We start from the raw sequence: 25,231 nt of genomic DNA on the forward strand, positions 1-25,231 counted from the left end.
ATAAGACTATTTTAAGAGCATTAAATAATTGCGCTGTGATATAATCCCCTGTCCCCAAAACAGGGGATTATCCCTTATTGTTGAGGTACTTTTTCAATGCAACGACGTGCATTTACTCTAATTGAGCTTCTCGTAGTGATTGCGATCATTGCGATTCTTGCCGCCATTCTCTTTCCTGTTTTCGCTCAAGCTCGTGACAAGGCTCGCTCCGCAGCGTGTCTTTCGAATACGAAGCAGCTTGCGCTTGGTGTGTACCAGTACGCGCAGGACTACGACGAGACCCTTCCTGTTGCGGGCTACAACGCGCAATGCCGTGGCCGCTGGCAGTGGCAGATCTATCCCTATGTCAAGAACGAGCAGGTCTTTACCTGTCCCAACATCTCGCAGCAGCCTTGGCGCGCCACAACCGGTGTGAACTTCAACTACACCTGTCCTAACAGCGGCCAGGTGATCACATCGGGGCTGGGCCAGAACGACAAGGGCGGCTACGGCTGGAACTACGCCCTGCACGGCGACTCGGGCGATGTAACCGGTGCCGCGCTTGACCGCGCACCAGGCTACTCCTTGGCCGCGATCAACAAGCCTGCCGATACCGTCATTATTGGTGAGACCGGCTTCATTGGAACCGCGGGAACGGCCTCCGGCTGGGCGATGATGGCGTGGGACCCACGCAACACCGGATCCGCTGGCTTCTCGCAACCGGGCCTCTTTGCCCAGGGCCGCCACAACAGCGAGCAGACCGTCACCATGCAAGGCATGCCCGTTCCGGTGAAGGGGCGCCTGAACGTGGTCTTCCTGGATGGCCACGCCAAGAACCTCAGCCTGGGGCAGCTCTTCGAGAAAGCACCCAACGTGGGAGGAGTCGCTGTCGAAGACGGTGTCACCTTGACCAATGAAGATGGTGTCGCGACCTATGCTCAGGGTACCTGTGTGAACTGTGTCCGCTCGCACAACTACTACCGGCTCCTGAACCGCGACTAGTCCGCGCTTCGCTAAAAAAAATCTCTACGTTCCCGCAGGGGACGTAGAGATTTTTTTATGAGGGGCCGGGTATACTCTAAATGTTCGGCAAGGTGCCGGATAATTTCTTATAGGTATGGGGTTCCTAAATTCATGCAACGACGTGCATTTACTCTAATTGAGCTTCTCGTAGTGATTGCGATCATTGCGATTCTTGCCGCCATTCTCTTTCCTGTTTTCGCTCAAGCTCGTGACAAGGCTCGCTCCGCAGCGTGTCTTTCGAATACGAAGCAGCTTGCGCTTGGTGTGTACCAGTACGCGCAGGACTACGACGAGACCCTTCCTGTTGCGGGCTACAACGCGCAGTGCCGTGGCCGCTGGCAGTGGCAGATCTTCCCCTACGTCAAGAACGAGCAGGTCTTTACCTGTCCCAACATCTCGCAGCGTCCCTGGGTGAAGACTACCAACAATAACTTTACCTGTCCCAACAGCGGGCAGGTGATCACATCGGGGCTGGGCCAGAACGACAAGGGCGGCTACGGCTGGAACTACGCCCTGCAAGGCGACAATGGAAACGGTGCATCCAGCCTCGACTCCGCTCCGGGCTACGCCCTCGCGGCTATCGGCAAGCCCGCCGACACCGTGATCATCGGCGAGACCGGCTTCGTCCCCAATGTCGCCGCCGCTTCCGGCTGGGCAATGATGGCGTTCGATCCTCGCCTCACCGGGGCCGCCGCAGGCTTTGCACAGCCGGGCTTGCTGGCCCAGGGCCGCCATAACACGGAGCAGACCTTCACGATGCAGGGCATGCCCGTTCCGATCAAGGGACGTCTCAACGTGGTCTTCATGGACGGCCACGCCAAGAACCTCAGCCTGGGGCAGCTCTTTGAGGTGGCACCCGTGGTGGGAGGCGTTGCCGTCGAAGATGGTGTGTCGCTCGTGAATGAGAACAATGTCGCAACCGCGACACCGGGGACGCTGGTGAACCACACCCGACCCAACATCCGCTACAGACTCCTGAACATCTACTAGGATACGCGTTGCCCGACGGAGCCCACTCTCTGGATTCAGAGAGTGGGCTGTTTTTTCTTCGGGCGGTACAATAGCCCGTTATGTCACAACGCTATCGCACCATCTTGCTCTTTGGACGCCCAGGGTCGGGGAAGGGCACGATCGGGAAAGTCCTGGGCGCTGTCCCCGGCTTCTTTCACATGGCCTGCGGCGATGTCTTTCGCACGATCGACCTCTCCACCGACCTCGGAAAGATCTTCAATGAGTACTCGTCGCGCGGGGAGCTGGTCCCCGACGACGCGACTGTCAAGCTGTGGAAGGTGACGTGCGATGCACAGGTCGCAACCCACCGCTACCGCCCCGACTCGGACTTGCTGATCCTGGATGGGATACCGCGCAACCTGGAGCAGGCCAAGATCATGGAGGAGCACATCCAAGTGGAGCGCGTCTTTCACCTGGTCTGCACCGATGAGCCCGAGATGATGGCCCGCCTGCGCCGCCGCGCCCTCCGTGAGAACCGCTTCGACGATGCCTCTGAGGACGTGATCCGCCGCCGCTGGCAGGTCTACACCGATGAGACACGCCCCGTGCTCAACTACTACGCCCCCGAGAAGATCGAGCGAGTCGATGCTATGGGCTCGCCCGCCAAGGTCATCCACGATATCCTCGGGCGCATGATGGGCTGGGGGCTGATTAAGTAACCGTTGTTTATCCCGCCCGTTGGAGGGGCGGGACTGGAGAGCCTTCGGCTGGGAAGCCCGTGCCGGGCATAATTCGGTATGGCCGAAGGCCTTCGTGTCGGAGCGTGCGACGACAGCAAGACGCCCCCCTCCAACGGGGGCGGTCTAAAACGGGCGGGATAGATCAACACTATGCAAGCAATACGTTTTCACCAGTTTGGCGGGCCGGAGGTACTCCAGCTCGATACGCTCGACGACCTCACCCCCGGTCCGGGGGAGGTACGAATCGCCGTGAAGGCATCGGGGGTCAACCCGGTCGATACCTACATTCGCTCAGGGATCTATGGGCCACGACCGTTTCCCTTCACTGCCGGGCTCGATCCTGCCGGTGTTGTCGATGCCGTGGGCGAGGGCGTTACCAAGATCGCGGTGGGGCAGCGGGTCTATGCGGCAGGAGTGAAGACCGGTGCCTACGCCGAACAGTGCCTCGCCGATGCTAGCCTCGTCTTCCCGCTACCGGACTCGATCTCGTTTTCCCAAGCGGCAGGGATCAATGTTCCCTACGCCACCGCCTACCGTGCGCTCCATGGCCGCGCCCATGCCCGCCCGGGAGAGCGCGTGCTGATCCACGGGGCCTCGGGGGGAGTCGGGATCGCCGCCTGCCAGCTCGCACGGGCGCTCGGGATGACGGTCACCGGGACGGCAAGCACCGCCGAGGGCCGCGAGCTGGTCCTGCGCGAGGGAGCCCACAGGGCGCTCGACCACACGCAAGAGGGCTATCTCGACGGCCAGACCTTTGATGTGATCATCGAGATGCTCGCCAATGTCAACCTCGCACGCGACCTGGCCGCCCTCAACCGCTATGGTCGGGTGGTGGTGATCGGAAACCGGGGCACCATCGAGCTCAACCCGCGGGAGACCATGAGCCGGGACGCGGCCATTCTGGGCATGACCCTCTTCAATGTCCCCCCCGACGAGCTCCAGAGCATCCATGCCGCGCTCTACGCGGGGTTTGAAAACGGCACCCTGCGCCCCGTGGTGGGGCAGGAGTTCCCTCTGGCGGAGGCCGCTGCGGCACAACTCGCGGTCATGGCACCAGGAAAGCTCGGCAAGATCGTGCTCACTGTCGGCTAGTTAAACCGCGCTCGTAGGTCGAAGTTGAAGGTGCGGGCGCGGTAGGAGAAGTTCGGGGCGTCACGGTCGGTCATCTGGATAAAGCGCACGTCCACGGAGGCCGAGAGCAGGCTGCTGAGGCCCCACTCCGTTCCCAGACGAATCTCACTATTGCGGTAGTTGAGTGCGTTGTGTGCCCCCGAAAGTGTCCCGGTTCCCGCTCCCGTATCGCTTGTCGACGACTCGGGGCTGGTGGCATTGAGCAGACGCCACTCCATAAAGGGCAAGAACGGCGTCTCACGCGCGGGGCCTGCCGTTGCGCCTTTCTTGCGCTGGGAGAGAGTCACCGCATAGGTGCTGCGCAGCACCAGCGTGTCCGTGATTCCCTGCTGGCCGAGGCCGCTGAAGCCACTTCCCAGGCCCCCCGAGAGGCCGCCGCCCAGCCCCCCGCCGAGTCCTCCCCCGAGGCCACTGCCCGACGAATTACTAAAGACCGAGCCAAACCCCATGTGCGCTCCACTCACCGTGAAGTTCGCCCGCTTGAACGGTCCCAGGGTCGCTTGCAGGATGTAGTTGCTATTGTCCGAGTTCCCGGTGCTCCCGACATAGGTTGTTGCTTGCTGGCTCCACTGTCCCAGGAGCTTGACCTTAGGATTGAGGCTGTAGTCCATCGAGACATCGGTGGTCGAGCTCTCGGTGTTGTCGTAGCCAGGAATCAGCGAGAGCTGCTGGATATAGCCGGTCTCCATGCGGAAGCGCTGGTTGGGTGTGAAGGAGAGGCGGGCGTTGCGGGAGCGCGTGCGCTGGCCGGTCGAGGAGCCCCCTAGAGTGTTACCCGTGGTATCGAGGCCACTGCCCGTGTTGTAGAACCCCGTGAGGCTCTGGCCATTGGCGGTGTCGGTGAGGTCGATCTGGAGCTGTACCTTATCGACAATGGGGGAGTAGGTGGTCGAGAACGCCAGGTCCTTACCTTGAAATGTCCCCCCGCCCGAGTGGTTGGTAGTCACTCCGATGGTCGTGGAGTAGGTGAAGTTGGGGCTGGGGGCCATGTTGAAGCGCAGCTGGGCGTTCTCCGACGACGAGTTGGTCGTGGTCTGGGCCGTGGTACCGTCGCGGTAGCCCCCCAGCAAGCCCCCCGAGCTCCCCGAGGTTCCCGTTCCTACTGTCGAGGTGTAGCCGTAGGCGAAGATACTGCGCCCGTTCGAGCCGGTCTTGGAGAGAGTCGCCTCCAGGCTGCCCTTGGGAAGATCGTAGGTCGCCGCCAGGGTATCGCTCGCAAAAGTGGCTGTGTTGGTCCCGCTTCCTTGGGTCGTCCCCGCGTGGGCGAAGCGGACCTTAGGGAGCCTGCGCTTGCCGGTGGCGCTGGGTGACCATGTCGTGCCGATATTAAAGGTCTGGTTGCGAAACGAGGTCGGAGTCGTGGCGGTGGAGCTGCTGCTGGTTGCGGAGAGTGCCTGAGAGACAGTCGAGTCGTTGATGGCCAGGTCGTAGGCCCACTCCGGTGAGGGCGTGAAAGAAAAGGTCCCTCGAAGCCCCTTCTCGGAGCGCAGGAGCGCCGCCGCCGTGGACTCGATACTGGAGAAGCCCGGCTCGATATTGCGCAGGCTGAGTGTCCCGTTCCAGCGCGACGAGCCTTGGGGGAGGTCCTTATTGGGTTTTTCTCGCTCCCCAAAGAGCTCCTGCCGGTCCGCGCGTGGCTGGCGCGTGTCGGGAGTCCCAAAGGTCGCGTTCAGGATCAAGCCCGAGCCCGAGTTCTGCTTGGTGATTCCCTGGCTCTGGCCAAACTGAAGGTTGACCCTTGTTCCCGTGGCCGGGGTGAACTGGGTATCGAACCCAAGAACCTGCTTGTCGCCCGCCACCCCGGACTGGGGGACAGGCGTGTAGGTCACGGCCAGCGACGAGATCCCGAGCAGGGCGGTGTCGGCGGGCAGGGAGCGCCGGAGCTGGATGTAGTTGAGGTCCCGGTTGACGATGTAGTCGGCGTTGATTCCTTCGGTGAGCAGCCGCTCCTGGTAGCGTACCTGGACAGGTGTGTTGGCGGTGATGGGCGACGGAAGGGTGTAGCGCGAGGCGAGGTCGGCGGAGACGGGGAAGTACTGGGTCACGGGCCGGTTCGACGATCCGTTGCCGCCTGTGGTCTGCTTGAGGAGGGTCACTCCCATCCGGGCGTTCTTGGCATACTCCACCGGCATCTCGTAGCGCAGGCCCGTGAGCACGCCTGGCGCTGTGTTGAAGTTCTGCGCCTCGTAGGTGAACTCGACCGTGTCCTCGCGGTTGAGGATCTTGCTCTTCTTCATCCGCACCGTGCCCAAGACATAGTCCAGCTCGTAGTCTTCGTAGGAGACCAGGAGCTGCCCGTTGAGGTAGAGCTTCTCCGAGCCCGGGATGATCTGGCTGGCGTTCATGTAGTAGGGGCCGGTGGTGCCATTGCCCTGGAAACTCCCGCGGCGCGTCAGAGCGCGGGTGATCGACGCCACGGTCGAGAAGGTCCGCCCGCCTCCGAGCTGGCGGTCGTACTGCACCCCGACAAGCCGCCGCGAGAAGGTCACCAGCTCATTGCCCGAGAGGTTGCCATTGACATCGCCAAAGGCCGCCTTGGTGCGCTTGTCGGCGCTCTCGTACTCAAAGCCCAGGAGCTGCGCGAGGCTGGTCTGGGCCGCCACTCGGTTGTTGGTGAGGCTGGTGTTGACCCGGACGGCGTTGAACATGCTCCCCATCAGGGTCAGGTCGAGCTGCTGCTGAAACGGCCCCAGGGAGCTGGTGTTGAAGAACTGGTTGTTGTTCTGGAAGTTGAACCACTGCTTGGCGGCATCGCTGCCCGTTACGTTGTTGGAGCGCAGGGTGAGCACCCAGTTGCCGTACGCGTTGAGGTCTTTCCCCAGCGGGCCGATCAGGCGCTCGGGGAAGGTCTTGCCATCGCGTGGGCCGCCCCCCAGTCCGCCCCCGCCTGTCGAGTTGATCCGAAACTGGTCGCGGCGTTTTTTCTCCTCGGGCTTGCCTGCCTCTTGGGTGGTCGTGGCTCCCTCAACAAACTTGAGCTCGTTCTTGACCTCGGTCTCTTGCGCCCAGGCGGTCAGGGACGCGAGCGGCAAGGCTGCCGCCAGGAACCAGCGGATGTTATCTCTCTTCATAAAAACCACTCAGATGCCAGGGCTGCGGGGCGGTGTGCACGGAGGCGCTCGGTGCGGGCAAAGTCTTGGAGCTGGCACCGACGCTCGACACTGGTCTCACGAACTCGGCGGACGGTCTCCCGGAGCTGTTCGGGCGTGACGGTTGTCGCATCGAGGAGGGCATCGTCTTGGCCCGCCGCCCGCGCCAGTGCCACGACCTTGGGGTCGTAGGAGAGGGCCACAAACGGAGTTGCGCACCGGGCGGCAAAGATCAGCGCGTGGAGCCGCATCGCCACACAGAGCTCGGCCACCGCGACCTGGCCCAGGACATCCTCCACCCGCGCTCCGGCCTGCTGCCAGTTGTAGCACGGGAGCTCCCCCTGTGCCTCGAGGTCGTCGGGGAGGTGCATCGGGAGCGCGGTCGCGCCCGGGAGCGCATGGGCGAGCGTCGCGGGTGAGACACCCGGCCAGCGCCGGAGCGCAACCAGGACGCCTTGGGGCTGGCTTGCGGGAGCAGGGGTGAGAGCGAATGCGGGGTCGGCCACTACTTCTATAGATCGCTTTACGCCCAACTCCTTCAAAAGTGCCGCACTTTTCTCATCGCGCACCGTGAGGGCATCGGCCTGGTTGCCGATCAGCCGCACCAGGGTTCGCGAACTTGGGCTCTGCAGAGGCCCGACACCCTGACCCCACCAGAGCACCCGCTTTGCCTTCCGCCGGGCGAGCGCCGCCATCAGGGCGTACCAGAGCACCGAGCGCGCGCTGGTCGCATCCTGGAGCAAGCTCCCGCCACCAAAGACAAAGAGATCTGTCCCCTGAAGAGCCGCAAGGGCGTCTCTCCAGCGCCAGCGGTTGGCAGTCTGAACACCCGGATGGAGGGTCTGGGTTGCCGTGGCATCGTTGGTGAGCACCAGGAGCTCGGCCTTGGGAAAGGTCTCCCCGAGCGCCGTCCGAATCCCCGCGAGAACTGCCTCGTCGCCCAGATTGCCAAAGCCGTAGTAGCCGAGGGCCGCGATCTTCATCGGCGCTTCCCGTAGCGCTCCACGAGGGCGATCAGGGCAAGCCCAATCAGAGCGCCGAGCAAGAGCCCCAGGATATCGCGGCGGACACTGACAAGCAGGGGGATATGGAGATGGCAGAAGGTGTTAAGGTAGTCCGTGACCGCGATCACCCCAAGGAGAAACACGGGGATGGCAAGCTTGCGCTCACCCCGACCCGCCAGATAGATTCCCAGCATCAGCGCGCCAAAGAGATTGGCCTTGAAGCGGGGACGCACCGGAAGGGTCATGTCCAGCAGATCACGGAACCGAAGCTCGAAGTCCGTCACCACCGCCGCGCCATCGTTGCCCGAGCGCAGCCAGAGCAGCGCCAGCACTACGAGGGCGAGCAGTGCCGCCGCGACCTGCCAGAGCCGAATGGGATCGTCGGCGAGGGCGATTCCCTGCCGCACCCGAAGCTTGAGCTTCTCCCAGAGTGCCAGCGGACTGGGGGCGTGGAGGTCGAGGGCCCAGTAGAGAGTCGCCAGGAGGAGGGGAGCGTAGAGCGCGAGCTTGATCCCCACGAAGGCATCGGCCTTGATCAGAAAGACCTGCTCTGCCAGGAGCCCCACAACTGCCGTGAGGCCCAAAGTGACGATCCCCACGACCCGTGCCAGCCGCCGCAGCACCGTGGGGAGGGGCTTGTCGGTGGGGTCAAAGGGCAAGAACAGCTCGGGCTGGACCACGGCGAGCGCGGCAAAGATCACCGCAGCGGCCAAGGCTCCTAGCTTGGGGGTGACAAAACAGCCCGCGACCAGCCCGAGCGCCACCACGCCCAGCCCGACCCCCACCAGGCCCCGTCCATTGCTCAGGGTTCCCGCGAAGGCATCGGTCAGGAGGAGGAAAGCGGCGGCAACTCCAAGCCCGATCAGGGCGCGGACCACGCGCGGCACGGCGAACTTGGGATAGGTCTGGCTGACAGGCTCATTGGCGCGCGCGGGTTGGATCGTGAGCCCCCCGCGCTCCAGCGCCCGTGCGATCTTACCGACATACTCCAGGTTGGCGTCTAGGGGGTTGGGCTTGTCGAGAAAGAGCCGGATGTAGAGCAGGCGCATGTTGCGTTCACGGGCGGCGAGGGAGAAGCGCTGGACATTGTCCTCGGGGGTGGCGGTCGCCATCTCCGTGCCGAGGACCGTATGGACCCGGATCACGTGCGAGGCAGCGAGCTTTTGGAGGACCGCATCGCCCTTCATTTTGGAGAACTCGACCGTTCCAAAGCGAAGTCCCGTTTTTTCCAGGGCGTCCCGGGTGGCTTCCAGCTTCTTGTCATAGCCCAGGACATCATCGCCGGAGAAGATGACGGTGTGGACGCCCTGTTGCTTTAGCTGGTCCAGGGTCCAGCCAATGCCGGCATCGGGGATGTTGGGGGAGTTGCCCACACGCCCGACAACCCCCAGGTGTGCGGCGCGCGCAATCGAGACAAGGTCGGGGTCCAGCCCGACCCCAAGGCTCTTCACGAGGCTAAAGGGATGGTGGAGCTGCAGGCCGATATCCTGCGCCTTGAGCTTTTCGTAGTCGGGGGGGAAGCTTAGCTCCGCGTTGGGGTTGCCGGGATCGGGCCGCAGGTGGGTGCGGTGCAAGAGCGCGGCGGCGATGCGCCCAAAGTTTCCCTGGTGGGCCATGAGGTAGGTGAAGCCCCGTAGCGCCGAGGGGACGATCTCCACCCGCCGCGACTCCTCAAGGGAGCCGAGCGTGTCTTCCGTGATCGCGACCGACTGAATGCCCTGCTGCTTGAACTTCTGCAGGACAACCGGTAGCGGCTTACCTTCGGCGAGGGCTAGCTTCTGGAGCTCGGTCATGTCCAGGGTCAGCTCGACCCGGCGGTTCTTTTGCTCGACCCGAAAGCGCTCGACTGCTCCGTAGAGCCCGGCCAACATCCCGATCCCAATCATTACCCAGAGCGCTACGCGCAAGTTTTGCATTCTACTAATGGTGCCATCCTCAAGATTTCTGTCGCAAGTACGCACGAGCCGCGAGCTCGCGTTCCACGTCCAGGGTCAAGAGCCGCAGGACAGTCGCGATATTTTCGGGTATTCCGCCGCTTTGTGCCACCCCTTCCACAGAGAGTGCGGGGCCGAGCCGTGGGATTTCTTTCCCGAGCTGCACCAAGAGCGCGGTGCGTAGGCTCGCCTCTCCGGTGGACTGGGCGGCGTCTGGGGGGCGTCCAAGGCGGCGTGCCGCTAGCTCCTGCCAGACTCCGCGTGCCTCTGTGTTGTCTTGTGGGACAAGGGCGGTGAGGCGGCGCTGGTAGCGGCGGATACGGGCGAGAGACAGAAAGCGCCAGGCAATCCCCGCTGCCTTGTCCGCACGGGAGAGCTCGCTCTCGGCGTAGCGTACCAGTCCCTCAATCGCGCCGATTCGGGTCCACTGTGCGCCGCTGCTCAAGTGGTAGAAGCGCCCCAGCTGGAGATCGGCGAGGGCGGTGAGGGCGGCCTGGCTGGCGCGCTGTAGGGGAGCCGGGACGCCCTCGAGCCGCCGTAGCGCCTCCTTGACCTCTGCCCGCCCGAGCTCACACTCGCGGGGATCGCCGTGGCTGCCAGTCGCGAGGTCGTCCCAGACCGGTGCCGCTACCCGCAGGCTACGGACCGTGCGGGCGTAGGTGTCCTGGATGCGAAACTGCACCAGGTACGCATGGGTTGCCAGCGCCAGAAAGCGGATGTCCTGGCTTGGGGCGGTGAGCAGGAGAAGCTGCTGGAGGGTACTGGCGGTCACGAGCGGCTTGTAGGTCTTGAGGAGCCCCTTGAGAAGTGCGCTCTGGGAGCGCTCCAGCGCCAATCGCTGGTCGCGCAGGCCCTCGGGGATCTGGGGGGCGCTCAGGGTCGGCAGTGCGAGGGGGTCTCGACCCAGCCGCGCGAGCTCCGCTACCCCCACAAACCCCCGCTGGGCAAAGCCTGCGGCGAGTGTCGCACGGCTATCGGGGCTCGTGTCTTGTAGCAAGGCAAGCGCGCGCCCGGCCTGAGCGCGCTTGGCTCCGGGCGGGTGGGTGGCAAAGTACTCCTCCCAGCGTGCCATCGGGCCACTGGCCATGGTCTCGATAAAGCGCAAAAGCCCCAGCGGCGCGTAGCCCGCCGCTGCTGCAAACCCCAGGCCGACGTGATCTGCCTGGTACTCATTGTCGCGGCTCTGGGCGAGGGCACGGAGCAGGTTGAGAATCGGCAGGCCCTGCTGGAGCAGCGCGCCCTTGGGCTTGAGCAGGCGCATCGCCAACGCAAAGAGCGCGTTTCCCTCGATCTGCTGCCACGCATGGCGCTTGGCGACATGGGCGCTCTCGTGGGCCAACACCCCTGCCAGCTCGTCGTCGCTAGTGATCTCATCGAGGAGCCCTCGCGTCACCAAGACTTTACTTCCGGGTAGGGTCAGCGCATTGGCGACATCGCTGCCCAGGATCAGAAACTCTGGCTTGCTATCGAGCCGGTCGGAGTGCGCCGTGACCTCGCCCCCGATCCGCGTCACCCAGCCTGCAAGGAGGGGATCGTCGTCAACCCCCGATGCCCCAATGAGCGCATCGCTGGAGGCCCGGCCCAGAAGTTTTTCGAGCTCGTTGGCAAGGGTATCGGGTCTCTTCACGTTGAATTCTCAGTCTCTCAGAAAAACGGGCTCGCTTTCCGGGGGCATTATACCGCTGCCAGGGCTCCAGGTCGTTGTGGACCCAATCGCTTTTCGAGCGACAGAAGGGAGGTCTTGACGGAGAGCGGGCCGGACTCGAACCGACATCCTTTGCCTTGGCAGGGCAATGTTCTTCCGCTTGAACTACCGCTTTCCAGGGTAAGTATACCGCCGCAGGGCTTCTAGCTCATCGAGAGCGTGCTGGCGAACTTCAAACGAGAGCGTAGAATCGTAGGCGACTTGGCTAAGTCGTTCCTTTCTACCAGGCGTCTCAAGCTGTGCTCTTCTCGACTCGCGCCAGTAGGCACTCCAAGAGTCCGAGTGGCTCGGCGAGAGCCTAAGGCTTTCGTTTCTACGCTTGCGCTCCATACGAAGCTGCTTTTGAACCTTGCGAGCGGTGGGTGTGCTGAGAGATTCCAGGGCATCCCACCCCTGCGGCGTCCGAATCTCCCCAAGTAGCTCAACGAGTACCGTTTTATTTTTTCCTGTTGCGCGAGCAATGCCGTCAAGGACGAAGGGAATTGCCTCATTTTGAAAGGTGGCGATGCAGCGGATAACCTGCCCACAGGTGGTCTCGTAGAGATTGGGAGTGCTTGCAAGCCAGGTGACCAGGCTTGGGAGCGCGGGAGAAAACCGTGCGCGGGCAATCGCCTGGAGGAGGACGGTGCGGTCCTCAGGAAAGAACAGATGAAGGTCTCCTGACCAGGAATCGGGATTGCGACGGAGTTGCTCAGGGAGGTAGTGCCCCAGCCTAAAGTGGGGGTCCAAGAGCGAGCGGTGCTTTCGCATGAGGATGCGTGCGCTACGGCGCACACGCGGCCAGTCGTCGTGAAGGGCACGGGTGAGAACTGTCTCTGCATCCGCTGGAAAACCGCCTACAAGTGCCTGGAGCGCCGCAATCCTACCAGGAGGATCCTCCTTTAGGGTGTCGTAGGCAAGCAGAAGGAGCTCATGACCAAAGTCGCCAAACAGCGCCAATCGTCCCGCCGCGAGCATGCGTAGTGCGGTTTCTTCGTAGGGATCAAACAAGGCATTACAGTAGGCATCCAAGTTGTCTTGGGCCAAGAGCTCGTGTCGTGCCTGGTTGAGAGAGGGGCTCACGAGACTATTCTACCGGGTACACTCTCCGTATGTCCCACCGTGCCTTTGACCCGTCGGCGATGGCGATCCCGGATGCCTACAAGCTCCTCAATGTCTGTGTCTCGCCGCGCCCGATTGCCTTTGTCTCGACCCTCTCGCCCGAGGGCAAGCCAAATCTCGCGCCGTTCTCGTACTTCATGGCGGGTGGGGCCAATCCGCCTTCGGTGACCATCTCGCCGCTGAACAACCGCCACGGGGAGCCCAAGGACACGCTCGTCAATATCGAGGCGACCGGGGAGTACACGATCTCGATCGTGACCTACGGGATTCGCGAGAAGATGAACCAGGCGTCGTTGGAGTACCCCTACGGCGTGAGTGAGTGGGAAGAAGCGGGCTTTACCCCAGGCCCGACCGAGGTGGTCAAGCCTGCCCGCGTGCTCGAGTCGCCGCTGGCGATGGAGTGCAAGCTCTTTCAGGTAGTTAAGCACGGGCCAGGGCCGCTCTCCGCCAACTACATTATCGGGGAGGTGGTGCGGTACTGGATCGACGAAGCCTTACTTGACGAAAATGGGGTGGTGGACCCGACTCAGGTGGACTATATCGCTCGAATGAGCGGTGACTGGTACACCCGCGCCACTCCCACGGCGATGTTTGAGCTAGCACGCCCGACCTGACTGCCGTAAAATGGGACATGCGCCCGACGACAACGCTGCTGCCCCGTCCTTTACGCCATCTGGTACGCGCCACGGCGCTGTGGACGACTTTTCTCCTTCCCGTACTGGTGGTTGGGGGCGTGGTTGCCCGCCGTACCCCACGACAACCAGTGTCCGCTCCTGTCCTTTTCTGCCCGCTTCCGAGCGATGCTGATTTTGAGGGGGAGTTTTCCTTCTTTGGCTCGGAGCAAGTCGTCCTCACAGCCACGGACGCCGCTGTTCCGCGGCACGCACAAGGAAGTGGCGGGCTTGCTTTCAATACAAGAACCGGCAAAAGAGAGGCAATCGAGATCCGCCTTTCAAGCCCGATGCTGCTCATGGGGCGGCAGGAGTTTGCCCCGTTGGTACGTTCCTGGGACGACAAGGTCAGAGCCCGCTACATCGACAAGCCCGGCGTGGCTCGCTGGATGTTCGGGCATCCCGATCACCCCGACTCGCCCCCTGTCGCCCGAGAGGTGCCTGGTGTCCGACTCACCAAGGCGATTCTCTCTCCAAAAGGCCGCTATCTGGTCGGCTGGGGAGATGCCGGGGCGGACGGTAAACAGCTGGTGATCTGGGAACACGGTGTCCACCCGCCAAGGATACTGAAGGGGCTGGGAGGCAAGTCACTCAATGTCCTCCGCTTCTCCCCCGATGAGCGCTATCTTCTTATCTCGCATCGGGAAGCGGAGCTTAGCGGGGAGCTCGCCTGCCGGGAGCTGGCGACTGGAAAGCTGTGCTGGCTCGTGAGACTCCCCGCCACGGGAGGCAAGAACCTCCAAGTGGAGGATATGACGGTCTCGTGGGACAGCAAGTATGTCGCCACGGCTTTCGCGCAGGGACTGGCGATCCTCGACATTAAGACAGGGGCACCGCTGTGGCAGCAGCCGCGCCTGAATGGGTTCTATCCCCGTGCCATGCTCCAGTTCTCCCCCGATAGCCGCTTGCTGGGCGAGTCTCAGCAGGATGGGGTCGCGCTCTGGGACTGGCAGAAAGGAAAGTAGGATGCACACTCGCTCTCTCACCCCACGACAGCGCCGGGCAATGATGTTTGAGCTAGCGCGCCCGACCTGACTGCCGTAAAATGGAACATGCAGCCAAGTCTAAGTAGACGTCACAGTAGGGTAGTCGGGCTCTCGATAGGCTTTCTGGTTCCCTTGGTTGCGATTGGGTTGTACCAAGGAAACCGGCCTCCCGTGGGCTCGCGTGCCACTCAAAAACTCTTTCCCCGCGATCCTATCCCACAGGCGTATTTCGAGCTCCCCGACGGCGCAGACGGTACGTTTGTTTTTACGCGCATGGACACGATTGTCGCTGGTCTCACCAAGCGTCACCCTGACGGTGTTGAGCATGTCTATCCGGAGTTTCTTCTCTTAAATGGTAAGTTGCAGCGGTATAACTCGGAAGTCGCTCCGCTGTATCCCGCTGTGATCGAGAAAAATAAGGAGCTGATGACAAAAATTCCCGTTCCTGAAAATATTGCCTCGCTCTTACCTGCTGGAGCGACACGTGAGTGCCTGGCGCTATCTTGGGATAAGGTCTATGTCGCAATGGGCTATACAGATGGTATCGTCATCTGGGAGAGCGCGACCGGGAAGTTGCGGAGGCAAATCAAGCGCCACAATGGCTTCCCGCAGTACTCCTATCTGCAGTTCTCCTCCGATGGTCAGCTCCTCGGGGATGCCTATGTCGATGGGATTGCCCTCTGGGACTGGCAGAAAGGGACATAGATTGCACGCTCTAACCCTCACACGACGGCAACAGGGGGCGCTGGTTCCTCTGGGAATCGGGCTCCTGCTCCCCGCGGTTGCGACGGCACTCTACGGCCCCCAGGTCTATCAGCGAGAGCAGATTGCCCGTGGACTCGCCCCCGCCGTTCGGCTTCGGCTTCCCTCCGGCAAGTCGGCCAAGTCGTTTTCCTTTGACCTTGAGACCCACCGTGTCGAGGTGGAGGCAGTCCGCGCAGAAACCGCGTCCGAGGATGAGAACCTGAGAGTACGGCACCCTAGGACCGACCTTTTTGTCTTTGACCCGGCGACGGGTGCACTGCTGGCGGAGGGGAGCGGGAGCACGGCCCGCAGCGGTGAGTTCTCCGACGAGCATGCGATCTCCGCGGACAGGCAATTTATCGCAAAGCCCACCGATCTCTACCTCGACCATGGCTGGAAGGTGCTGGATCCGAGGGGAAAGGAGCTCAGCACGACTCCCTCCAACCTCTCGCTCTCCCGTGTCCTTCTCTCGCCGCACGGGAAGTACCTGCTGGGCTGGGGACAGACACACTCGCCGCGCCAGGGACGGGGAGAGGGGATGTACTTTCTGACCGGCCCCCAGAGAGACAATCCCCGGCCGATGCGGGACCTCAGCCGGTGGGACCTGATCGCCTTCACGCCCGATGAGACCGGGCTGATGGTGGTGTCTCCTGCGCCCCAGGGGCTTTGGTCACGCCTTCGCTACATAGGCCTCTCGACCACTGCGAGCTGGGAGTGCACGCTTCCTCAAGAGTCTCTCCCCCCGCAGGCTCTGACTGTCTCCCCTGATGGGCGCTTTGTCGCGGTTGCCTCCCAAAATAGCCTTCTTGTCTTTGATGCCCACAACGGGCTACTACTACGGACAATTCCCCGGACCGCGGGCTGGGCGAGTCACTGCATCGTTCGCTTCTCCCCCGAGAGCCGCTGGCTGGGGGACCTGACACCCGAGGGTGTCGACCTCTGGGACTGGCAAAAACACAGACCCTGAAAACACAACGATGCGACTGAAGAACACTCCCGCTCCTCGTAGCCAGGCCGCACCGACGCAGTACAGTACGGCACCCGCACCAACGGCATCTACGACCGCCACGACGCCCTCGGTGACTGCGAGCGTCGCAGCTCCCGTGCAGACGCGTCCAGGCCGACGGCGGTGGCGACGGCTTGGGCTCTTGGCATGCTTTCTTACCCCGCTTGCCGTGCTCGGGACCAAGGTGCCACGCCTTCTGGCAGCTCAGCAGCAGCAAGCGTTTCTTCGGAGCCCCGAGGCACGCGAGTCATTGCTCGTCCCGCCCGGCTGGGATGCCGTCACGAGCTCCTTTTCCCCGGATGGCAAGACCCTTGCGGTGGTGGTAAGCAAGCCGTATCCCAAGTCCTACGCGGGGCTCATGCTGCCCGCGTATGTCAGTTTCTGGGACTGGAAAGCCCGTAAGGAGCTAGGGACGAGAGTGCCGCTCATCAGCTGGGCGACCCCCTTGGTCTGGAGCAACAAGGGTAAGGAGCTGATCCTGCCGGGGGCCAAGGCGAGGCGGGTCGAGGTTGCCACGGGTAAGGTTACGCCTCTCGCACCCAATGTCGCCTTTGCCACCGACGGCAAGCTCATGATCCGTAACCGTCCTGAAGAGGCGGTCTCCAAGTGGGTTCAAGGGGATCGGGTCGCACGGCGCATGTTCACGTCGTTCACCGTGGCGGATGTCGGCACCGGAAAAGCGCTTGGCCGCCTCAAGCTTCCGCCGTCGTTCCTTGCGGATGAGGGGCTCGTCTCAACACAGCGCTGGAGCTTCTCGCCCGACCACCGTCACGTCGCCTTGGCGATGCTGAATTTTGGGACGCGCAACACAACCTCATCAACGAGCCTCGTGTACTGGGAGCGGGGGCGAGAGGCTCCGCTCTGGACCGCGGAGATCGAGGACTCCGCACCGGTCGCCTTCAACGCAGACGGGACACGGATTTACTCCATTGTGCGTGATCTGACGACAACCCGGGATAGCCGCGGCATGACATCGGGCTACAACGGGCCACACTTAGTCTGTTTCGATACAAAGACGGGACAGCAGGTGTGGAAAGCGCGCGCCGATGAAGCCCTCTCGGTGTGGAGTAGCGAGCTTCTGGTGACGGGGGACAGTGTCCTGGTGACCACGCCCAGCGGGATCCGGCTCTACGACCCCCATGTCCAGTATTGGGGGCCATTGCTGCCGCTGACCGCCTTTGGTTCCACGGGGTACAGTGGCGTCCCCCGAGTCGCACTCTCGCCCGATGGCACGACCATCGCGGAGCGGTACGAGTTTGGGATTCGGCTACGGCCCCTCGTGGGAGGTGACTAAGTGCGCCTGACCACAAACACGCCCACACCGACCACGCAAACACAACCCACAAGCCAGCACATCACGGCCCCTACACCTGTCGTGGCCGCTTCAACGGTGCTGGTGACGACGGGCGCTCGGACGCGTCGGAGGCGCAGCAGTAGTGGGCATCTCGTGCTCTGGGGCACGTTGCTGGTGCCGGTGGTGGCACTTGGGCTGGCGCTGAGACCCGCCGTGCAAACACAGCTGGTTGAGCGGCGGCTTGCGCCGCGCCAGCTCCTGGCCGTGTTGCCTGGCACGGAGACAAATGGGATGGCGCTGAGCGCGAATGGTCGCTATATGGCGGTGCGGTCTCTCAAGCTAGAACGTGGAAGTGGTGAGGGGATTGCATGGCTCAACCAGACCCAGGTCTACGACACAGGCACAGGCAAACAACTCGGAACGGTTCGCACTCCTGATGGCACCTCTTCTATGGTCGGAATCACCGCGGATGGCACACGGATAGTGACAGCGGAGTACGGTAACGCGAAGAAAAACCAGGGGCAGCTGAGCTGGTGGGATGTGGCTAGCGGCAAGCCGATTAATACGGTCACCTACCCTAGTACCACCGCTGAGAACCTGCTCTCCGTCGCGGGAACGGAGCTTCTGGAGTCTCAGGACGGGGTGCTGACGTTGCGGAGTACGGAGACGGGAGCACTGCTGGCTCGCTTTCCCATCCCCTCAACTCTAGCGGGGCAGCCGACCAATCCACGCTGCTACCAGCTCGCGCTCTCCCCCAATTCTCAGTGGGTCGCGGCGCGTGTCTCCCTCAAAAACAGCACAGGGCTCTACGGTCTCGTGGGCGCGGAGCTGGTGCTCTGGAAGCGCGGCGAGCAAAAGCCCCGCTGGAGTTTCCCCGTTCGCGAGCATAACGCGGCGAACACGGTCATGGTCGCCAATGATGGCACGGTGCTAGCAACGGTCGAGAAGGTAATACAAGACGCCAGGCAATTCATCAATCTCAATGATGCCATGTATCGGGGAGTGATCTGCCTGGACGCAACTACAGGCAAGGAGCGCTGGTTTATCCCGCACGGTAAGGGCTTCACGGGGCTTACGTATGCCCTCGCAATCGACCCGGCACGAAACCGGGTGGCCCTGCGCTACGGGGAGCGCTTTATCGGGCTACATCGCCTGACGGATGGGAGCCTGATCTCCACGATTGATACCCGGCAGAAAATCAGTAATGGAGGGGTTTTGGGAGAGCGGGTGCGCTTCTCCGACGATGGCAAGACCCTGTATGACCGACAAGTCGGTGGGATTGCCGTCTGGAGCCTGGAGGGGCTGAAGTGAAGTACAGCTTCACGCTCCTCGAAGACGGCGAGCGTGAGAAGCTGATCCTGGAGAGTGGCGGGGACCTTCCGCGCCACGTCGTGCTGAAGCTGCTGGCCTATCTCCTCTACCGAAAACAGCACGCGCTGGAGATCGAGAAGGGGGTAGGGCAGCGCCACAAGCCGGACTTGGTCGCGCAAAACCCCGTCACGGGGCAGGTTCAGCTCTGGATCGACTGTGGCCAGATCGAGACCGATCGGCTGGGGCGCATTGTTGCCAAGAACCGCCACGCGGAGGTAGTCGTGGTGAAGGCAACCGCGCGTGAGGCCGAGCGCTACGCGGCCGTGGCGGCCAGAGATGTCACGGGGCACGCGACGGTTCTCGGCTTCGACGACGGCTTCACGGAGCGTTTTGTGGAGCTGCTACGCGGCACCAACACCGTTGAGGTCGTGTGCTTGGAGGAGACGATCCGTATTGTGCTCAACGGCGAGGCGCTGGAGAGTGCTAGGCAAGCCTGCTCTTGCCGGGCGTGAGAAACACGGCGAGCGCGCTCAAGCAGCCCCGCCGCGATGATTTTCCATCTTTCCAGCTGGGGGGATCACTAAAGAGCGTGTCATCGGCGAGGCACTCCTGGCCGATGCCATCGGTCTGGATGCGCCAGAGGCTGGAGTCGTTGAGGAAGTAGATCGTCTTGCCATCCGGGGAGAAGGCCGGGTTGCGCGGGCTCGTCCCCGATTTTTTAAAGACCCCGAGTGCGCGAGCCGGTGCGCCCGGTGCGTCCGCGTAGAACAGCTCGTGGCGGAACTCCTGCGGGTCGGCGATAAAGGTAAAGCCCGTCCCGACCGGAGCGAAGCGCGGGTTGCAGACCGCGCCGCCCTTGGTGTAGAGGTAGACCGGGGCGGCCTTGGTACGCAGGGAGACCGTGGCAATCCCATTGCGCGTGTTCTCGTCTTCGTAGGCCCAGAACGCGACGGTCTGGTTGTCCAGTGCGACATGCGGGTTCATGGCGCAGCGGTAGTCCTGGCCGGAGTGCGTCGTAAAGTCTGTGCCATCGATTCGGACCGAGGCAATACCACCTGCCGTATGATTCGGGCCGATCCAGTGGGAGTACATAAAGACAATGCGCGAGCCGTCTGGGGTGACCGTGGGAGCACCGTGAAAGTGGCGCGACTTTGACAGGAGTGGGGTGTTTTCGCCACTGCCCACCTCAACGCGCCAAAGCGCGCTCTGGTCGTCGTAGAGCTTCTCGGTGCGGGAGTAGATCACCGCGGAGCCATCGGGGGTGAAGGCGGGATGGTAGGCGTAGATTCCCGGCGCGGTGAGGGGCTTCACCTCCCGCGCGACCAGGTCAAAGAGAAACAGCCCCAGGTGCTTACCGCCCCAGGGGGAGAAGACAAGCCAGCGGCCGTCGGGGGAGAGATCAAATGTCCGGCTCATCTTCTTGGTTTTCGGGCTTTCTAAGCGTAGGGACCCGCGCCCGCCTTGGCGTAGATGGCGTTGAGGAGCGCGACCACACGCACCCCTTCCTCGGGCTTGATGAGCGACTCTTTGCCCTCACGGACCGCGGCGATAAAGTCCCGGTAGTTGGCCTCGTGCTGGTTCGACGAGAGCGCGAGGGGATCGGCGGCTTTGTTCTCCGCGCCGGTCTCTTCCGCCACTGCCGCGCTCGCTTCCTCAAAGGGCTCACGGGTCTTGAACTTGACCAAGGTCTCCCCATCGAAGGCCGCGCTGCCGTCGGTGCCGCAGATCAGCACCCGCTGCGCCATGCCATCGTAGGCGAGTGTCGTTCCCGTGATCGTGGCGATGGCTCCGTTCTTCAGGCGCACGGTCGCCACTCCCAGGGTCTCGGCCTCAATATCCCGGAACTTCCCGAGGGAGCAGACCGCATGGAGCACCTCGTCCCAGTCGCCTGCCAGCCAGAGCAGGCGATCGACCATGTGCACGCCTTGGTTGGTGAGGACGCCGCCATCGAGGTCCCAGGTTCCCCGCCACGCGCCCGAGTCGTAGTAGCTCTGGGCGCGGTACCACGGGGTCTCGCAGTGGACATAGACCAGCTCGCCAAACGCCCCAGCCTGCACCGCGCGGCGCACTTTCTGGACACCCGCATTGAAGCGCTGCTGGAAGATGCCGCTCAGCACGACACCCGCCTCCTTTGCCGCCGCCACCGCCGCCGCCGCGCGCTCCGCATTGGTATCGAGTGGCTTCTCTGAGAGCGCGTGCCGCCCGGACTTAACCACTTGAATCGCGTGCTGGGCATGAAGCCCACTGGGCGAGGTGACCGCCACGGCGTCGATATCGTCGCGTGCCAGCAGGCTCTCCAGCGAGTCGTGCATCGGGATTCCCCACTTCTCTCCAAAGGCAGCTCGCCGCCCCGGATCGCTCTCTGCTCCCGCGACCAGCACCGCCGTGCCGTCTTTCTCTAGCCCATCGCGAAAGGTCCGCGCGTGCAGCCCCGCGATCCCGCCACAACCCACAATCCCAAAGCGCAGTGGTTTCATGAACATCCTCAGTGCTTCCTAAAGTTTGTTCATTATAGCTTGTCAATCTTGCCGGAACCACGTGAGCCCTGAGAACAAGTAAGCCCGGACAACGAGTGTCCGGGCTTGAGAGGGCTACGGGCTGCCTACATTCCCAGATTAAAGAACGGCTCGGGCTCAGCGGCGAGCGGGGCGGTGAAGAGCTCCTCGCCGATCAAGAACGAGAGCACCCGGTCGAGCTGCGCGACACGGTTCTGGAGCTCCTCGCTGCGGTGCGTGTAACGCTCTTGCACTTTATCGCGTCGGTCCCAGAGTGCCTCGATCTGCGCCGTGATCGCCACCTGCTCGCTCTCCTCCTCTTGAGCGAGGCTCTCCAGCGAGCTCATCAAGTCACGCTTCTGCCAGGCTAGCTCCCCGACAAGGGTCTCCGGGTCGAACGTGGACTTCCGGGAGAGGATGTTCTGCACAATCCGGCGCTGCTGGTCGGCGGGGAGGTGGGTGGGGAGGGCGGCTAGCAGCTCCAGGATCAGCTCGGGGCGCTCGGTAAGGCTGACGTCCTGGGGCGCGGTGAGGGCGATTGGGCGGGGAAGGAGAGGGTTGGTAAAGCTACTCATCGTTGTTAATCGGTTCCTACTGGAGATATGCCATATATTTCTCGGAACAGAAGCTAAGTTTTTTAGGGGCGGTAAAATGCAAGTGAAATGACCTACGCGATCGCTGCCTTCTACCGATTTGTCCCACTCACCCCCGAGCGGGTGCTTGCCCTCCGCGACCAGCTCCTCTCCTTGGGGAAGGCGCAGGGGATTCAAGGGCTGATCCTGCTGGCAACCGAGGGAATCAACGCGACTATCTGCGCGCTCCCCGAGGCGTTGGCGGCATTTAAGACGGCGCTGGTCGCGCTCCCGGAGTTTGCGGACCTCACCTTTAAGGACTCGTTCTCCGAAACACCCGCATTTCGGCGGCTGACCATCCAGATCCGCGAGGAGATTGTCACCGCGGAGCTGCCCGGTCTCTACCCGACCTCGACACAGCACCGCCACCTGGCTCCCAAGGAGTGGCACGCGCTCTTGGAGCGGGGGGAGGACGAGGTCGTGGTGGTGGATACCCGCAATACCTACGAGACCAAGATCGGGAAGTTCAAAGGGGCGGTCGCGCCCCCGATCCGGCAGTTCTCGGAGTTTGGGCGCTTTATCGACGAGAACCCGCTGCCGCAGGACAAGACTGTCTTGATCTACTGCACCGGGGGAATCCGCTGCGAGAAGGCGATCTTGGCGCTCGAGGAGAAGGGCTACGAGAATGTCTACCAGCTCGATGGGGGCATCCTCAACTACTTTGCCGAGTTCCCCGACGGTGGCGCGTTCGAGGGGGAGTGCTTTCTCTTCGACCACCGTGTCGCGGTAGACAGCAAGCTCCAGCCGTCGCAGCAGTATAGCCTCTGCCCCCACTGCGGCGACCCCGCGACCGAGAGCTTCGCGTGTGGGTACTGCAAGGGGGCAGGCCAGGTCTGTGAGGCGTGTGCGGGCAAGCCACACTGTGGTAAGGCGTGCACTAAGAACTGTGCCTACCACCTGCGACGCCTGGCACAGCGGGTCTAGGGCTGGACCAGGAGCTGGTTCATCACCTTGTCCGTGCCCTGGTTCTCCTTAATCTTCTCCGTGGCGATCTTGGTGGCCTTGGCCTTGAGCGCATTGCTAGAGACATGCCCCTTGATATGGACAATCCCGTCCTTGGTGTCGATATCGATCTTGTTCTTGGCATCGTTGAGCTCGGTGTCGGCCGTGATCGCGGTCTTGATGAGGGGCGTGACTTCGAGGGCTCCGGTGACGTTCTGCCCCGCGCCCTTGGCGATCTCCCCAGCGCTATTGGCCATCTTGGCGGCGTTCTCACCCGCCTTCTCGGTCTCCGCCGACGCAGACTGTTTCGCGATCTCGGTGTCCTTGGACATGCCCTCTCCGGTGTTCTTACAGCCCGAGACCATGCCAAGCGTGAGCAGTGCGAGCGTTGCGCCGATGCTGTGGCGCAGGATGTTTTCCGTGTGAATCATAGGGGTGATTCTCCTTTTCTGTGACGCTCTATATCCCAATAACCTCCCAAGGTTCCCTGGAATTTAGCGTGTGCTGAGTCCCTGAGAACAAGTCTCTGGGCTTAAGAGGGCGACGGCTCCCTGCGGAGCCAAGCGAATCTCGTGGCGACGAAGGTCGCCGTCGCCCTTTCAAGCCCGGACACTCGTTGTCCGGTTACTCGTTGTCTGGGGGTCGTGTGGTTCCGGTGGCGGTAGAATAAGAGCACTATGCGCCAAGCTCCCCCCCGTGTCACCGCTCCGCCAGAGAGCTTCTTCCTGGGGTTTCGGCCCGACGACCAAGAGCCCGCGCGGCGCTTCTACCGCAAGCACGTCGACCTCAAGGGGCTCCATATCGCGGCGGCGGCGGTCGTGGACGATGCCGCGCTGGTGCGGACGCACTTTCTGGTCTCGCACCTGCTGGCGGGACGCGCCGATGTTCTGGAGACCATGGCACGCGTTGGGACGCGGCTGATCGTGATCGGCAAGGACCAGGTCTACACCGACATGCCTGAGTACCGCAACGCGCCCAACCCCGCCTACCTCAACGAGCGGGTGCGCGGAACGGGTGGGCTGGATGTGACGAGCTTTGGGGAGGAGAACCTGCTCAACTTGCCGCTGGACCGCTACGACGATGAGAGTATTGCGGTGCATGAGTTCTGCCACACGGTCGATGCTGCGCTTGCAAAACTCGATCCGGGGTGGCGCGCGCGGCTGCGGCAGACTTTCCAGGGGGCGCTCGACAAGGGGCTCTGGAAAAATACCTACGCGGCCTCCAATCCGGGCGAGTACTGGGGAGAGATCGCGCAGAGCTACTTCGACTGCAACCGGGTCAACAACTGGAACCACGGGCCCATCGGGACCCGCGAGCAGCTGGAAAAGTACGACCCCGACGGCTTTGCGCTCGTCCGGGAGACCTTCCGGCTCACGGGGGGCGACGACTGGCGCTACACGCCCGTGCGCCGGCAGCCGTCGGTGATCGCGCCGCCCGCCAAGCTTGGGTTCCGCCCGGAGTTTACGAAGTTCACCCTAGCGCGGGAGTTTCCCGTGGTGGGGGTGGCCAAGACCCGCGACTCCGCACTCCTCAAGGCCAACGACACGATCCGCAAGCTCTTCGCCTACCGCCACGATATCCTCAAGGCCCTGATCCAGGCAGGTATCTCGCTGGCGGTCTTGCCCAAGGGCTACACGCGCACCGCGCCCGACCCGCGCCAGCTAGCGATCTCCCAGGAGCAGCTCTCCGACCTTGTGGGCCTCTTCGCCCGCGCGCTCTACACCACCACCGCGACCCGCCCCGTGGACCCCGAGTTCGAGGCTCGCCGCGATAAGCAGCAGTACGAGCTCCGGGTGAAGCGCCTCGATATCACCTTTGACAACCGCCTCAAGGCCCTCTACGGCGATCAGCGTCTGGAGCGGTGGGTTTCTGGAGTGGAGGCCTACTTCGACACCAAGAAGCGGGGGAGCCGTGAGGCGCTCAAGGCGACCGACCCGGCTCTGTTTGCCCTTGTCCTAGAGACCTTCGCCTACGCCGACCACCCGGACTGGCGCTTCTCGTAGCGGACGACGTGGAGCCAGCCAAAGACGGTGCGCTCATCGACCCGCTGAAAGCCCGCCGCTTCGTAGAGGGCTCGGAGCTTAGGACGGTCCGCGCGGCAGTCGAGCTTGAGGTAGGGGACACCCGCCGCCACGGTTTCTGCCTCGGCTTGGCGCAGTAGCGCCTGCGACACCCCACGCCCCGCCGCCCGCCGCGCCACGGCGACCCTGTGGACATAGAGCGCCGCACCAGGGGCATCCTCCGGCCAGAAGTCTTCGTCGGTGGCGGCGACCAGCATCGTCCCCACGGGATCGGAGCCGTCCCAGGCCAGCCAGAGCTCACCGCGCTCGGCGTTGGGGACCATGCTCTCGGGCGTAAACCACTCGGGCTCCCAGTTCTTCTGCCCAATCGCCACAAGCCACTCCGAGACCTCCAACAAGATCGCCGCCGCCAGCGGTGCCTCGTCCACGGTTGCGCGTGCCACCCGAAACTCACTCATGAGACGGATAGTAC

The 25,231-nt window shown here is 62.9% G+C and carries 23 protein-coding genes and 1 tRNA gene; 13 read left to right on the forward strand and 11 right to left on the reverse strand.

Going from position 1 to position 25,231, the window contains the following annotated elements; genetic code table 11:
* Nucleotides 1-96: 96 nt before the first annotated feature.
* The 4 genes from HNQ39_RS25035 (at nucleotide 97) to HNQ39_RS25050 (ending at nucleotide 3,785) form a co-directional block, all read left to right on the forward strand.
* Nucleotides 97-981 carry a prepilin-type N-terminal cleavage/methylation domain-containing protein gene (locus tag HNQ39_RS25035; RefSeq protein WP_184203330.1) on the forward strand — a complete coding sequence of 295 codons (885 nt, stop codon included), beginning with the start codon at nucleotides 97-99 and terminating at the stop codon, nucleotides 979-981.
* A 132-nt stretch (nucleotides 982-1,113) separates the two neighbouring features.
* Nucleotides 1,114-1,992 (forward strand): prepilin-type N-terminal cleavage/methylation domain-containing protein, encoded by an 879-nt coding sequence (locus HNQ39_RS25040; RefSeq protein WP_184203331.1) that lies wholly within the window; start codon nucleotides 1,114-1,116, stop codon nucleotides 1,990-1,992.
* An 80-nt stretch (nucleotides 1,993-2,072) separates the two neighbouring features.
* Nucleotides 2,073-2,672: an adenylate kinase family protein gene (locus HNQ39_RS25045; protein ID WP_184203332.1), complete on the forward strand. Its 600-nt coding sequence runs from the start codon at nucleotides 2,073-2,075 to the stop codon at nucleotides 2,670-2,672.
* 171 nt (nucleotides 2,673-2,843) lie between these two features.
* Nucleotides 2,844-3,785, forward strand: coding sequence for an NADPH:quinone reductase (locus tag HNQ39_RS25050; protein ID WP_184203333.1), 942 nt, complete (start codon nucleotides 2,844-2,846; stop codon nucleotides 3,783-3,785).
* On the opposite strand, the gene HNQ39_RS25055 is transcribed toward HNQ39_RS25050, so the two are convergent.
* From HNQ39_RS25055 to HNQ39_RS25080, 6 genes are all read right to left on the reverse strand, one after another.
* Nucleotides 3,782-6,895 (reverse strand): hypothetical protein, encoded by a 3,114-nt coding sequence (locus HNQ39_RS25055; RefSeq protein WP_184203334.1) that lies wholly within the window; start codon nucleotides 6,893-6,895, stop codon nucleotides 3,782-3,784. The two genes, HNQ39_RS25050 and HNQ39_RS25055, sit on opposite strands and share 4 nt — an antisense overlap.
* Nucleotides 6,892-7,896 carry a polysaccharide pyruvyl transferase CsaB gene (gene csaB / locus HNQ39_RS25060; RefSeq protein WP_184203335.1) on the reverse strand — a complete coding sequence of 335 codons (1,005 nt, stop codon included), beginning with the start codon at nucleotides 7,894-7,896 and terminating at the stop codon, nucleotides 6,892-6,894. The genes HNQ39_RS25055 and csaB overlap by 4 nt, the downstream gene beginning before the upstream one ends.
* Nucleotides 7,893-9,833, reverse strand: a complete 1,941-nt coding sequence (locus HNQ39_RS25065) for a DUF5693 family protein (protein WP_184203336.1) — start codon at nucleotides 9,831-9,833, stop codon at nucleotides 7,893-7,895. Before HNQ39_RS25065 ends, csaB begins: the two co-directional genes overlap by 4 nt.
* Nucleotides 9,834-9,852: 19 nt before the next feature.
* On the reverse strand, nucleotides 9,853-11,478 hold the full coding sequence (locus tag HNQ39_RS25070) for a M48 family metalloprotease (RefSeq protein WP_184203337.1): 1,626 nt from the start codon (nucleotides 11,476-11,478) through the stop codon (nucleotides 9,853-9,855).
* Nucleotides 11,479-11,601: 123 nt separating this feature from the next.
* Nucleotides 11,602-11,671 (reverse strand) — tRNA-Gly (locus HNQ39_RS25075).
* Nucleotides 11,662-12,618, reverse strand: coding sequence for a hypothetical protein (locus HNQ39_RS25080; RefSeq protein WP_184203338.1), 957 nt, complete (start codon nucleotides 12,616-12,618; stop codon nucleotides 11,662-11,664). Before HNQ39_RS25080 ends, HNQ39_RS25075 begins: the two co-directional genes overlap by 10 nt.
* Before the next feature lie 29 nt (nucleotides 12,619-12,647).
* Between HNQ39_RS25080 and HNQ39_RS25085 the strand changes: the two genes are divergently transcribed.
* The 7 genes from HNQ39_RS25085 to HNQ39_RS25115 all read left to right on the forward strand — a co-directional run bounded on the left by HNQ39_RS25085 (nucleotide 12,648) and on the right by HNQ39_RS25115 (nucleotide 19,181).
* Nucleotides 12,648-13,271 (forward strand): flavin reductase family protein, encoded by a 624-nt coding sequence (locus tag HNQ39_RS25085; protein WP_184203339.1) that lies wholly within the window; start codon nucleotides 12,648-12,650, stop codon nucleotides 13,269-13,271.
* Nucleotides 13,272-13,288: 17 nt separating this feature from the next.
* A complete protein-coding gene (locus HNQ39_RS25090) occupies nucleotides 13,289-14,293 on the forward strand; it encodes a WD40 repeat domain-containing protein (protein WP_184203340.1) in 1,005 nt (334 codons plus the stop codon).
* A gap of 87 nt (nucleotides 14,294-14,380) precedes the next feature.
* On the forward strand, nucleotides 14,381-15,019 hold the full coding sequence (locus HNQ39_RS25095) for a hypothetical protein (protein ID WP_184203341.1): 639 nt from the start codon (nucleotides 14,381-14,383) through the stop codon (nucleotides 15,017-15,019).
* A 1-nt stretch (nucleotide 15,020) separates the two neighbouring features.
* Entirely contained in the window at nucleotides 15,021-16,025 is a 1,005-nt protein-coding gene (locus tag HNQ39_RS25100; RefSeq protein WP_184203342.1) for a WD40 repeat domain-containing protein, read from the forward strand.
* Nucleotides 16,026-16,035: 10 nt separating this feature from the next.
* Complete coding sequence (locus HNQ39_RS25105; RefSeq protein ID WP_184203343.1) at nucleotides 16,036-17,358, forward strand: WD40 repeat domain-containing protein; 1,323 nt, start codon at nucleotides 16,036-16,038, stop codon at nucleotides 17,356-17,358.
* The gene (locus HNQ39_RS25110) at nucleotides 17,359-18,669 is read left to right on the forward strand and encodes a WD40 repeat domain-containing protein (RefSeq protein WP_184203344.1); all 1,311 of its coding nucleotides are present in this window, start codon (nucleotides 17,359-17,361) and stop codon (nucleotides 18,667-18,669) included.
* On the forward strand, nucleotides 18,666-19,181 hold the full coding sequence (locus HNQ39_RS25115; protein ID WP_184203345.1) for a YaeQ family protein: 516 nt from the start codon (nucleotides 18,666-18,668) through the stop codon (nucleotides 19,179-19,181). The genes HNQ39_RS25110 and HNQ39_RS25115 overlap by 4 nt, the downstream gene beginning before the upstream one ends.
* Here the strand turns inward: HNQ39_RS25115 and HNQ39_RS25120 are convergent.
* The 3 genes from HNQ39_RS25120 to HNQ39_RS25130 form a co-directional block, all read right to left on the reverse strand.
* A complete protein-coding gene (locus HNQ39_RS25120; protein WP_184203346.1) occupies nucleotides 19,153-20,085 on the reverse strand; it encodes a TolB-like translocation protein in 933 nt (310 codons plus the stop codon). The two genes, HNQ39_RS25115 and HNQ39_RS25120, sit on opposite strands and share 29 nt — an antisense overlap.
* 20 nt (nucleotides 20,086-20,105) lie before the next feature.
* Nucleotides 20,106-21,152, reverse strand: a complete 1,047-nt coding sequence (locus HNQ39_RS25125; RefSeq protein ID WP_184203347.1) for a Gfo/Idh/MocA family protein — start codon at nucleotides 21,150-21,152, stop codon at nucleotides 20,106-20,108.
* A 119-nt stretch (nucleotides 21,153-21,271) separates the two neighbouring features.
* On the reverse strand, nucleotides 21,272-21,739 hold the full coding sequence (locus HNQ39_RS25130; RefSeq protein WP_184203348.1) for a hypothetical protein: 468 nt from the start codon (nucleotides 21,737-21,739) through the stop codon (nucleotides 21,272-21,274).
* An 87-nt stretch (nucleotides 21,740-21,826) separates the two neighbouring features.
* Between HNQ39_RS25130 and trhO the strand changes: the two genes are divergently transcribed.
* A complete protein-coding gene (gene trhO, locus HNQ39_RS25135) occupies nucleotides 21,827-22,720 on the forward strand; it encodes an oxygen-dependent tRNA uridine(34) hydroxylase TrhO (protein WP_184203349.1) in 894 nt (297 codons plus the stop codon).
* Here the strand turns inward: trhO and HNQ39_RS25140 are convergent.
* The gene (locus HNQ39_RS25140) at nucleotides 22,717-23,169 is read right to left on the reverse strand and encodes a BON domain-containing protein (protein WP_184203350.1); all 453 of its coding nucleotides are present in this window, start codon (nucleotides 23,167-23,169) and stop codon (nucleotides 22,717-22,719) included. The genes trhO and HNQ39_RS25140 overlap by 4 nt on opposite strands.
* 246 nt (nucleotides 23,170-23,415) lie before the next feature.
* Here HNQ39_RS25140 and HNQ39_RS25145 point away from each other — a divergent pair, with 246 nt between their 5' ends.
* On the forward strand, nucleotides 23,416-24,741 hold the full coding sequence (locus HNQ39_RS25145; protein ID WP_184203351.1) for a hypothetical protein: 1,326 nt from the start codon (nucleotides 23,416-23,418) through the stop codon (nucleotides 24,739-24,741).
* Here the strand turns inward: HNQ39_RS25145 and HNQ39_RS25150 are convergent.
* Complete coding sequence (locus HNQ39_RS25150) at nucleotides 24,708-25,217, reverse strand: GNAT family N-acetyltransferase (RefSeq protein ID WP_184203352.1); 510 nt, start codon at nucleotides 25,215-25,217, stop codon at nucleotides 24,708-24,710. The two genes, HNQ39_RS25145 and HNQ39_RS25150, sit on opposite strands and share 34 nt — an antisense overlap.
* Nucleotides 25,218-25,231: the final 14 nt, after the last annotated feature.

It is taken from the genome of Armatimonas rosea (assembly GCF_014202505.1).
GTDB lineage: Bacteria > Armatimonadota > Armatimonadia > Armatimonadales > Armatimonadaceae > Armatimonas > Armatimonas rosea.

Bases quoted from the DNA above. Each gene is read 5' to 3' on its own strand.
- HNQ39_RS25035 (WP_184203330.1), top strand. From the start codon at position 97: ATGCAACGACGTGCATTTACTCTAATTGAGCTTCTCGTAGTGATTGCG.
- HNQ39_RS25040 (WP_184203331.1), top strand. From the start codon at position 1,114: ATGCAACGACGTGCATTTACTCTAATTGAGCTTCTCGTAGTGATTGCG.
- HNQ39_RS25045 (WP_184203332.1), top strand. From the start codon at position 2,073: ATGTCACAACGCTATCGCACCATCTTGCTCTTTGGACGCCCAGGGTCG.
- HNQ39_RS25050 (WP_184203333.1), top strand. From the start codon at position 2,844: ATGCAAGCAATACGTTTTCACCAGTTTGGCGGGCCGGAGGTACTCCAG.
- HNQ39_RS25055 (WP_184203334.1), bottom strand. From the start codon at position 6,895: ATGAAGAGAGATAACATCCGCTGGTTCCTGGCGGCAGCCTTGCCGCTC.
- csaB (WP_184203335.1), bottom strand. From the start codon at position 7,896: ATGAAGATCGCGGCCCTCGGCTACTACGGCTTTGGCAATCTGGGCGAC.
- HNQ39_RS25065 (WP_184203336.1), bottom strand. From the start codon at position 9,833: ATGCAAAACTTGCGCGTAGCGCTCTGGGTAATGATTGGGATCGGGATG.
- HNQ39_RS25085 (WP_184203339.1), top strand. From the start codon at position 12,648: ATGTCCCACCGTGCCTTTGACCCGTCGGCGATGGCGATCCCGGATGCC.
- HNQ39_RS25090 (WP_184203340.1), top strand. From the start codon at position 13,289: ATGCGCCCGACGACAACGCTGCTGCCCCGTCCTTTACGCCATCTGGTA.
- HNQ39_RS25095 (WP_184203341.1), top strand. From the start codon at position 14,381: ATGCAGCCAAGTCTAAGTAGACGTCACAGTAGGGTAGTCGGGCTCTCG.
- HNQ39_RS25105 (WP_184203343.1), top strand. From the start codon at position 16,036: ATGCGACTGAAGAACACTCCCGCTCCTCGTAGCCAGGCCGCACCGACG.
- HNQ39_RS25120 (WP_184203346.1), bottom strand. From the start codon at position 20,085: ATGAGCCGGACATTTGATCTCTCCCCCGACGGCCGCTGGCTTGTCTTC.
- HNQ39_RS25125 (WP_184203347.1), bottom strand. From the start codon at position 21,152: ATGTTCATGAAACCACTGCGCTTTGGGATTGTGGGTTGTGGCGGGATC.
- HNQ39_RS25130 (WP_184203348.1), bottom strand. From the start codon at position 21,739: ATGAGTAGCTTTACCAACCCTCTCCTTCCCCGCCCAATCGCCCTCACC.
- trhO (WP_184203349.1), top strand. From the start codon at position 21,827: ATGACCTACGCGATCGCTGCCTTCTACCGATTTGTCCCACTCACCCCC.
- HNQ39_RS25140 (WP_184203350.1), bottom strand. From the start codon at position 23,169: ATGATTCACACGGAAAACATCCTGCGCCACAGCATCGGCGCAACGCTC.
- HNQ39_RS25145 (WP_184203351.1), top strand. From the start codon at position 23,416: ATGCGCCAAGCTCCCCCCCGTGTCACCGCTCCGCCAGAGAGCTTCTTC.
- HNQ39_RS25150 (WP_184203352.1), bottom strand. From the start codon at position 25,217: ATGAGTGAGTTTCGGGTGGCACGCGCAACCGTGGACGAGGCACCGCTG.